Genomic DNA, 9,435 nt, shown 5'->3' on the forward strand with positions numbered 1-9,435 from the left:
CCGGGCACATGGTGCCGATCACGCATCCAGAGGACGTGGCCGCAATTATCCGCGCAGCAGGTCCAGAAACTGCGTGACGCCGTCCTCGGTCATGGACCAGTCAGTCACATCGCTTCCTGATGCAAACGCGTGTCGACGCCGGTGCTGTACCGGATCGCAAAGACGCCCGCGTCGGCATCCGGCAGCGGTGCGAGCCCGCGACGCAGCAGATCGCCTCCAAGGTTGCGTTGGACTTCGAGCGTGTAAGTGTCGAGCAGGCCTTCGGTCCGCGTGCCGTCGGCCGCAACGTCCGTCCGCAGATCACGCGGCTCGTCGAGCCGAAGGCGACGCAACTCGAACCGGTAGCGTCCAGCCTCGTTCTCGACGACGGCGAGCGTCGACAGATCCTTCGGCGGATTCGGTCCGCCGCGTCGACGGACCTCGCCCGGCGGGAGCGTCATCTGAACGCCCGCTTCGATGCTGCTGAAGGGCGTTCCGGGCGTTTGAGCCTCGACAGCGACCGGGAGCAGCAGAGCCCAGCCGACGAGCGTCACAAGCAGCGTTCTCACACGACAATTTACGCAGTGCAATCCGGTGGGTTCCCGACGGGCGTCATTGCAGCACGGCGTAGCGAGCGACCGCTCGGGCCAGCTTTTCGTCGCCCGCGTCGTACTCCAGCGGCCTGTCGATCAGCACGATGACCGCTCGCCCGTCGACCAGGCCGGCGACGATCGTGCGGAAGAGCAGAATGTCGCCACCACGCAGGGAGCCGAGCCACGACTGGCTCACGGTGTAGCCGAAGGTCGCCACGACGCCCTCTTCATCCGCGACCAGCGTGCTCCTGGGCGGCTCGAGGATCTCGATCTCGACGTCCACGTCGCCGAGCGACGTCTGAATCTGGGCGGCCTGACGCAAGAGGTCCAGTGCGGTCGCGTTGGACTCGACGCGGAAGCTGGTGATTCGAAGGTCCGTCTGCTGATCTGGCGAGGCGACCGTCAGGCTGTCCTGCGACTTTTCAGCAACGGTCCAGCCAGCAGGCAGGCGGACCGTGAAGTCGCCGACACCCAGGTAGTTTTCGGTCAGCAACCGTTCGGCGTTGCGATCGACCATCCTGCCGTACCCGACGGCGACCAGCAGCGTGACCAGCAGCATGCCCGCCATCGCCACCAACCGACGCCGATCGCGGCGCGTCTCGGGGTCGATCTGGGTGTCGACGTCGGTCACCGTGGGACACTATCCGCGACGCACCGGAACGCGCGCCATGTCAGCGACACCACGCTCGCTTAGCGGTGAGCGCGAGCGAGCCCTCTGCGAAGTGTTGGCACTGATCCGAGAGGCTCGCTGGCGCTCACCGCTAAGCGTGTGGGGAGGCAGATTTCGAACGACACCTACGCTCTGGCAGCGTGCCGGTTGATGCTTCCGATCCACCATCTGCGAGCCTCCGACGCTTCGCCGCGGTGCAGGACGAGGTCGCGAAGACGACCAAGAAACTCGAGAAGCAAGCGACGCTCGCGGCGTATTTTCGCGAGCTACCAGATGACGACCTCGCCGACGCGGTGCGGTTTGCGGGTGGGAAAGCGTTCGCCGTCACCGACGAGCGGGTGCTGGGCGTCAGTCGGGCGGCGTTTCGCGATGTGATCCTCGGGCTCTACGACCTCTCGGCCGACGACTGGCGGACTCGCGTCGTCCAGCGCGGCGAGACCGGCGAGGCCCTCGCCAAGCTCTGGGAAGACAAGGGTCCGCCGCCGGACGACGCGCGCGACGAGTCGCTCGCGCTGGCCGACCTTCGCCAGTCGTTCGACGCCCTGGCCAGCGTCGGGCAGAACCAGACCAAACGCGATCTGCTCCGCGACCTGCTCGTCCGCTGCCGACACCCGCGATCCGCCGGATACGTCGGCAAAATCATCGGCGGCGACCTGCGGACGGGTGCCCGCGAGGGCGTTCTGCAGACCGCGGTTGCGGAGGCGTTCGGGCGTGAGTTCGACGACGTCCGGCGAGCCGTGTTGCTCGTGGGCGATCTGGGCGACGTCGCCGTGCTGGCGCGCGACGATCGGCTGGGTGACGCACGCTTCCGGCTGTTCCACCCCATCGGCTTCATGCTCGCCACGCCGCAAGAGACGCCCAACGACGCCGCGGCCACGATCGCCAAATCCGAGCGGACGTGGTCGGCCGAGCACAAGCTTGACGGTGTTCGCGCTCAAATCCACAAATCAGGCACGGGCGACCTTTCGCGCGTCGCGATCTACAGCCGAACACTCGACCGCGTCGAAGCCGCCTGGCCAGACGTCGTCAAACAAGTCCGCCAGCTTCCCGGCGAGTGGCTGCTCGACGGCGAGATCATCGCAGACGATGGCCACGGTGGCGTCGGGCCGTTCGCCAACGTCCAACGACGCCTCGGCCGCGACGACCCGTCGGCCTCGGTCATCGCGACCTTTCCGGCGCGATTCATTCCGTTCGACCTGCTCTACCGCGACGGCAAGCCACAGATCGACAAGCCTTGCAAAGAGCGGCGATCGAAGCTTCTCGACCTCGTCGCCGGCAGCAACGTTCGACCGCTCGATGCCGTCGATGTGGCCGACGCCGACACGATCTCCGCCGCCTTCGAAGGTGCCCGCGACGCCAAGAACGAAGGCCTCATCCTCAAAGACCCGACTGCCACGTACCTGCCCGGCCGACGTGGGCGAGGGTGGCTGAAACTCAAGACGCACCTGCCAACGCTCGACGTCGTCGTCGTCGCCGCCGAGTACGGCCACGGCAAGCGACGCGACTCGCTCAGCGACTACACCTTCGCTGTCTGGACCGACGACCCCGACGACGACGGCCGACTCGTCACCATCGGAAAGGCCTACAGCGGCGTGACCGACGAGGAGATCGCCAAGCTCACCGAGCTGTTCTTTTCCATCCAGACCAATCGCCGCGGCAAGGTGTTCGACGTTCAGCCGAAAGTCGTCTTCGAGGTCGCTTTCGACGCGATCCAGGAGAGCAAACGGCACAACGGCGGGTTTGCGCTGCGGTTCCCGCGGATCAAGCGCATCCGCTGGGACCGCTCCCCCGAGTCGGCTGACCGGCTGGATCGCGTCCGCGAGATCTTCAGCCACGATCAGAACTTCAACCGCGTCGCCCCCGCAACGCCGGCAACGGATCAGCTGTCGCTGTTCGAGTGACACTCAGCCCGGCCGGCTCACCGCGACCTGCGCCGGACGGATGACGCGGCCGTCGAAGTCGTAGCCCTTTTGCAGCAGCTTGGTCACGACCGGTGCCTCGGGTGCGTCTTCGCGTGGCTCCTGCATCAAAGCCTCATGCCGGTTCGCGTCGAACTCGTCGCCGTCGGCGGGCTCGATCGGAGCAACGCCGTTGTTCTTTAGGACTTCCAGGAACTGGCTGAGCGTCCCACGCACGCCGCCCAGCACGCTCTGCACGTCGGCCGTGTCGGAAACGTCCAGTGCACGCTCGAGGTTGTCGACGACCGGCAGCAGCTCCCGCATCAGATGCCCGGCGGCGACCTTCAGCCGCTGGTCGGCGTCCTTGGTCAGGCGACGCTGGGCGTTCTGGTAGTCGGCCTGCTGGCGGGCGAGCTTCTCGAAAAGCTGGCGATTCTCCTCGCGCAGCGCCTCGGCCTCGTCGACTGATCCGGCATCGACGGCGTCGCCCTCGACGGCTTCGTCGACGTCGAGGTCTTGCTCCTGAGGCAGCTCGTTCGGTTCGGTCATGGGTGGGCAGTTTTAGGTTCGGGCCTCAGTCGCCGGCGAGCATCGACTTGAGCTTGTCGAGAAAGCCCTTGCGCTGCGGCATCGCCGAGTGGTGATGGTGATCGTCTTCCGTCTCGGCAAACTGGCGTAGGAGGTCCTGCTGCTCTTGCGAGAGCTTCTTGGGAATCTCGACGAGCACCTGAACCATCAGGTCGCCACGCCGGAGTCCGCGAACGTCGGGCAGGCCTTGTCCACGGAGCTTGAAGACCTCGCCGTGCTGCGTTCCCGCGCGGATGTCCAGCGATTCCTGGCCGATGTTGGCACTGTCATCGGGCTTCGCGAGCGTCGGCACGTCAATCGACCCGCCCAGCGCCGCCGTCGTGAAGCTGACAGGCACCTGGCAGACCAGGTCGCGGTCGTGCCGACTGAAGACCGCGTGGTCTCGAACGGCGACGTAGCAGATGAGATCACCGGGCTGGCCGTCGGCTGTCGGAGCAGGCTCGCCTTCACCGGTGAGGCGGACAGCTTGACCTTCGTGCACGCCCGCGGGGATGCGGACCTGAACCGTTCGCTTCACCTGCACGCGCCCAGTCCCTTCACACGTCGGGCAAAGGTCTTCGGGCCTGGGAAGCACGCCGGTTCCGCGGCACGTCGGGCAGGCCGTCACCATGCGGAACATGCCGCCCAATCCCTGCTGGGCGATCCGACCCTGCCCGTTGCAGGTCGCACAAGGCTTGGGCGTTGCACCCTTCTTCAGGCCGCGACCGTCGCAGGTCTCGCAGCGGTCGAGGCGATCGAACTCCAGCGTCTTCTCCGCTCCGGCGGCGACCTCTTCGAGCGTGAGCTCGACCTGTGTCTCCAAATCCGCACCCGGCCGAGGCCCGGCGCGACGCCCGCGTCCGCCACCCATTCCGCCGAAGCCCGGGCCGAAGATGTCTTGGAACATCGAGAAGATGTCGCCGACGTCTGCGTGCCTGAAGTCGTGGGCGGCACCCTGCACGCCGTCATGCCCGAATTGGTCGTAGCGTGCGCGCTTCTCGTCGTCGCTGAGGACTTCGTACGCCTCAGCACACTCGCGGAACTTCGTGTCCGCCTCCGGATCGCCGCCGTTGCGGTCCGGGTGGAACTTCATCGCCAGCTTTCGGTACGACTTCTTGATCTCGACCACGGTCGCCGACCGCTCGACGCCGAGGACTTCGTAGTAGTCGCGTTTGGTGCTGGTGGCGGAGGGCATGGAGAAGTCTGTCAGTTACGTCTTGGATCGGCTCGGCGTGCTAGGGGAGGTCGAGCGCGATCTTGATCGCGTCGTCGATGGCGTTCATGGTGTCAAGATCAAGCTCGCCCATCCGGCGGATCAGGTAGCTCTTCTTAACCGTCAGAACGTTGTCGCAACTCGCGACGCTCGTCTTGCGAAGCCCGTGTCGCTCTGGTGATAGCACGACTTCCGTCTCCCAGCCGCGAATCCTCGTGGTCGTGACGACGAGTGTGACGTTGGTCAGCTTCGCGATCGCCTGATTCCGCGTCACGATGATGGCCGGACGTGTGCCGTAATCAGGAAAGTCACCGAGCCAGACATCGCCGCGTTTCGGATCAATCATCCTTTTGGGTCTGACGGTCAGCGCGGTATCTCGCCTTGACGACCTCCAACGGCTCCCAATCGCTGTAGTCTTCGCCGTCCTCAAGCTCTTCCATCACCGACTTGATCGAAAGACGCTGCCATGCGACCAGGTCTGGATCGTCACGAACTGCCGGCTCTTCATCGAGGATCGTGATGAGCACACGCCGCGAACTCCCGACTGGAAGTGCTTCTTCGGCATCGAGTGTGCCATCCGCGTTGAGCTTGCCTTCGAGCGTGGTCGGCATGCCGTAAGTGTACCTTCTTCTGATGAAATACGGGCAACCGGAGGGATGCCGGGTGCCCGTTATCGTATGAGAAGCCTTAAGCCACCGCGCCGGCAACCGGCGCCAGGTCCTTGTCCTTGCCGGTCTCCTTGACGTCCGTCAGGAGCACGTCGGTCGTGAGCGCAAGGCCAGCGACGCTCGCGGCGTTGAGGAGGGCGGTCTTGACGACCTTGGCCGGGTCGATGACGCCCATCTTGACGAGGTCGCCAAACTTGTCGGTCCGGGCGTTTTAGCCGAAGCTCGGCGTGCTGTTTTCCAGCACCTGGGCCACGACCACCTCGCCGTCCTCGCCGGCGTTGTCGGCGATCTGACGGGCAGGAGCACGCAGGGCTTCGGCGATGATCTCGAAGCCGACACGCTCGTCGCCCTTCTTGGGCTTGGCCTTCTCGACGGCCTCGATCGCACGCAGGAGCGCGACACCGCCGCCAGGAACAATGCCCTCTTCGGCGGCGGCACGCGTGGCGTGCAGCGCGTCGTCGATGAGGTCCTTGCGCTCCTTCATCTCCGTTTCGGTCGCGGCACCGGCCTTCACGACGGCGACGCCGCCGGTGAGCTTGGCCAGACGCTCTTGGAGCTTCTCGCGGTCGTAGTCGCTGGTCGTCGTCTCGATCTGTCGGCGAATCTGGTCGGCACGCGCGGTGACGTCCTTCTTCTTGCCGGCACCTTCGACGACGAGCGTGTTGTCCTTGCCGACGACAATCTTCTTGGCCCGGCCGAGGTGCTCGACCTCAACGTTCTCGAGCTTCACGCCTAGGTCTTCGCTGACGAACGTCCCGCCCGTCAGCACGGCCAGGTCGCCCAGGATCGCCTTGCGACGATCGCCGAAGCCCGGAGCCTTGACGGCACAGACGTTCAGCACGCCGCGAAGCTTGTTGACGACCAAGGCTGCCAAAGCTTCGGAGTCGACGTCCTCTGCGATGATCAGCAGCGGCTTGCCACTGGTGACGATCTTGTTGAGCAGCGGCAGCAGGTCGTTGAGATTGCTGACCTTCTTCTCGTGGATGAGGACGTACGCCTCCTCCAGCTCGGCCTCGAGCGTGTTCGGATTCGTCAGGAAGTACGGCGAGAGGTAGCCCTTGTCGAACTGCATGCCCTCGGTGTACTCGAGCGTGCTTTCGAGGCCCTTGCCCTCGTCGACGGTGATGACGCCTTCCTTGCCGACCTTCTGCATGGCCTCAGCCAACAGGTCGCCGATGCCTTCGTCGCCGTTGGCCGAGATCGTCGCGACCTTGCGGTAGTCGTCGCGGCCCTTGATCGGCTTGGCGAGCGACGTGACGTGCTCGGCGGCGACGTCGGCGGCCTTGAGGATGCCACGCTGCACGCGGACCGGGTTCACGCCGGCCGTCAGGTACCGCAGGCCCTGCTCGAAGATCGCCTCGGCGAGGACCGTCGCGGTCGTCGTGCCGTCACCGGCAACGTCGCCGGTCTTGCTGGCGACGGTGTTGATGAGCTTTGCGCCCATGTTCTCGAAGGGATCGGGCAGCTCGACTTCCTTCGACACGGTCACGCCGTCTTTGGTCACCCGCGGGCCGCCATACGACCGCTGGAAGACGACGTTGCGTCCCTTGGGCCCGAGCGTCGCCTTGACGGCGCGGCTGAGCTTCTGGAGACCCTTGAACACACTCTGACGCGCGTCGGCGTCGAACTTCATTTGCTTGGCAGCCATGTGGTCTTGTGTTTGGTGTACTTGTTACTGGTTACTTGGATCTGAGAGACTTGCTCGCTTCCACGCGACTCGGATTCTGTTCCCAGTCGCTAGTCAACGAGTAACAAGTTCCTACTCGAGCACGCCCAGCAGGTCGCTCTCGCGGAGCAGGACGAACTTCTCGTGGTCGATCTCGACCTCGGTGCCGGAGTACTTGCCGTAGACGACGGTCTCGCCGGTGCTGACGGCCAACGGCGTCCGCTTGCCGTTGTCGCCGAGCTTGCCCGGGCCAACTGCGACGATTTTGCCGCGGGTGGGCTTCTCCTTGGCTGCATCGGGAAGGACGATGCCGCTGGCCGTGGTTTCCTCGGCCTCGAGCTGGCGGACGACAACGCGATCGTTAAGTGGGTTCAAAATGGGCATGTTAGGTGGTAACGGTCAGGTGATCTGGCTGAGGCGGACTGCTCATGCGCTTTATGATCGGCCTCAAGCTTCGCTTGGTTCGCAATGCAGTGGAGGCCCATGATCATGAGCGACGCCTCGTCCATGGCTTTCTCGTTCGGAAATTGCTCAGTCAAGTCCTCGGCGACGCGGACACATTCGAATCCCGCATCATCTCGGCCCAATGCTTGCCAACAGTGGAGTGATTGGAAAACTCCTTCGTGAATCCCGCGGATATTCAAAGCATCATCGTCGTTGATCACCGTCTCCTTGCATGTCTCGTCGAGGCTGACGAAGCCCGGGCTCGACGGCCACCCGGCAGGACAAGCACTGTCTTCGTCGCGGCACTCATTGGTGTAGACGGTCATATCAATATCCTTAGAACGGGCTCCGTCTTTCGATTCTCCTAATCAGAGATTTTCGTCATCTTCTGGGTAGTGATCTTGCTTCCACGCTGGCGCAACATTAAGTTCTTCTTTGTAGTCCATAAGGGCTGTTGTAATTTTGTGGCCAATTTCCCAAAAACGACGGTGATCGGCAGTTCCGTGGTCCAGAGATTTGATCTTTCCTTCGCACAGAACGACGTCTAATGCCTTGTGAAGCGAAGAGCGACGTGCTTCGGACTTGGCCTCGTAACGCATAGCGAGATCGTACATCTTGCCAGCCGCCCAAATCCTGCGTTGAGCACTTGCCCCGACTTCGTTGAACTGATGCATTAAAGCAATTTTAAGCAAGCCAATCATCTTTCTTCGAATCCGCGTGGTCGTAGTCTAGAAGTCCATGTCGTTCATGCCCTCGTGGTCATGATCGTGATCGTCGCCGCCGGACTTGGGGGCTTCGACGACGATGCAGTCGGTGGTCAGGAGCAGGCTGGCGACCTCGGCAGCGTTCTGGAGGGCGGAGCGCTCGACCTTGGTGGGCGTCAGGACGCCGGCGGCGACGAGGTCGGTGTACTCGCCGGTGAGGGCGTTGAAGCCCTTGCCGTCGGACTCCATGATCTGGCGAACGACGACGCTGCCGGAGTGGCCGGCGTTGGTGGCGATCTGCTTGGTCGGGGCCATCAGGGCTTGCCGCACGATCTTCACGCCGACCAGCTCGTCGCCGGTGAGCTTGAGCTTGCTACCGCCGTTGAGGGCGTGCATGGCCTTGATGAGCGAGGTGCCGCCGCCGGGCAGAACGCCCTCTTCGATCGCGGCGCGAGTCGCGTGGAGCGCGTCCTCGATGCGGGACTTCTTCTCCTTGAGCTCCGCTTCGGTGGCGGCGCCGACGTTGACCTGTGCCACGCCACCGGACAGCTTCGCCAGACGCTCCTGGAGCTTCTCGACGTCGTAGTCGCTGGTGGTCGTGGCGATCTCATCGCGAATCTGGACGATGCGGGCCTGAATGTCCTCGGCCTCGCCGGCACCTTCGATGATCGTTGTGTTGTCGTTGTCGATGCGGACCTTCTTCGCCAGGCCGAGGTCGGACAGCTCGACCTTCTCGACGTCGTAGCCAAGGTCCTTCATGACGGGCTTGGCACCGGTCAGGACGGCGATGTCGTTGAGCATCGCCTTGCGACGGTCGCCGTAACCCGGAGCCTTGACGGCCGCGACGTTGAGGATGCCGCGAAGCTTGTTGACGACGAGCGTGGAGAGCGCCTCGCCGTCGACGTCCTCAGCGATGATGAGCAGAGGACGCTTTTTCTCCTGAATCTTCTCGAGCAGCGGCAACAGCTTGGCGGCGGAGCTGATCTTCTCCTCATGGATGAGGATGAAGGGCTTGTCCAGCTCGACGGTCATC

At 64.0% G+C, this 9,435-nt stretch carries 11 protein-coding genes and 1 pseudogene; 1 reads left to right on the top strand and 11 read right to left on the bottom strand.

The genetic code is table 11. The annotated features are described in order from the left end of the window. Positions 1-104: 104 nt before the first annotated feature. A complete protein-coding gene (locus AAGI46_12875; GenBank protein MEM1013101.1) occupies positions 105-548 on the bottom strand; it encodes a hypothetical protein in 444 nt (147 codons plus the stop codon). Positions 549-591: 43 nt separating this feature from the next. After that, positions 592-1,203, bottom strand: coding sequence for a hypothetical protein (locus AAGI46_12880; protein ID MEM1013102.1), 612 nt, complete (start codon positions 1,201-1,203; stop codon positions 592-594). Positions 1,204-1,382: 179 nt separating this feature from the next. On the opposite strand from AAGI46_12880, the gene AAGI46_12885 reads away from it, so the two are divergent. Continuing rightward, positions 1,383-3,143 carry a hypothetical protein gene (locus AAGI46_12885; protein ID MEM1013103.1) on the top strand — a complete coding sequence of 587 codons (1,761 nt, stop codon included), beginning with the start codon at positions 1,383-1,385 and terminating at the stop codon, positions 3,141-3,143. A 3-nt stretch (positions 3,144-3,146) separates the two neighbouring features. Here AAGI46_12885 and AAGI46_12890 read toward each other — a convergent pair whose 3' ends face one another. The 9 genes and pseudogenes from AAGI46_12890 to groEL form a co-directional block, all read right to left on the bottom strand. Continuing rightward, entirely contained in the window at positions 3,147-3,689 is a 543-nt protein-coding gene (locus AAGI46_12890; GenBank protein MEM1013104.1) for a nucleotide exchange factor GrpE, read from the bottom strand. A 25-nt stretch (positions 3,690-3,714) separates the two neighbouring features. Then, positions 3,715-4,902: a molecular chaperone DnaJ gene (gene dnaJ, locus AAGI46_12895; protein MEM1013105.1), complete on the bottom strand. Its 1,188-nt coding sequence runs from the start codon at positions 4,900-4,902 to the stop codon at positions 3,715-3,717. A 40-nt stretch (positions 4,903-4,942) separates the two neighbouring features. Further along, positions 4,943-5,266, bottom strand: coding sequence for a type II toxin-antitoxin system PemK/MazF family toxin (locus AAGI46_12900; GenBank protein MEM1013106.1), 324 nt, complete (start codon positions 5,264-5,266; stop codon positions 4,943-4,945). Then, the gene (locus AAGI46_12905) at positions 5,259-5,531 is read right to left on the bottom strand and encodes a hypothetical protein (GenBank protein ID MEM1013107.1); all 273 of its coding nucleotides are present in this window, start codon (positions 5,529-5,531) and stop codon (positions 5,259-5,261) included. The genes AAGI46_12900 and AAGI46_12905 overlap by 8 nt, the downstream gene beginning before the upstream one ends. A gap of 76 nt (positions 5,532-5,607) precedes the next feature. Continuing rightward, a pseudogene (gene groL / locus AAGI46_12910) lies at positions 5,608-7,236 on the bottom strand (chaperonin GroEL). Positions 7,237-7,347: 111 nt separating this feature from the next. Next, complete coding sequence (gene groES, locus AAGI46_12915; GenBank protein MEM1013108.1) at positions 7,348-7,638, bottom strand: co-chaperone GroES; 291 nt, start codon at positions 7,636-7,638, stop codon at positions 7,348-7,350. Continuing rightward, entirely contained in the window at positions 7,626-8,024 is a 399-nt protein-coding gene (locus tag AAGI46_12920; protein MEM1013109.1) for a hypothetical protein, read from the bottom strand. Before AAGI46_12920 ends, groES begins: the two co-directional genes overlap by 13 nt. A 42-nt stretch (positions 8,025-8,066) precedes the next feature. After that, entirely contained in the window at positions 8,067-8,390 is a 324-nt protein-coding gene (locus tag AAGI46_12925) for a hypothetical protein (GenBank protein MEM1013110.1), read from the bottom strand. Between the two features lie 36 nt (positions 8,391-8,426). Then, a partial coding sequence (gene groEL / locus AAGI46_12930; protein MEM1013111.1) for a chaperonin GroEL occupies positions 8,427-9,435 on the bottom strand: 1,009 nt, incomplete at its 5' end.

The sequence above is a fragment of the Planctomycetota bacterium genome (genome assembly GCA_038746835.1).
GTDB lineage: Bacteria > Planctomycetota > Phycisphaerae > Tepidisphaerales > Tepidisphaeraceae > JBCDKH01.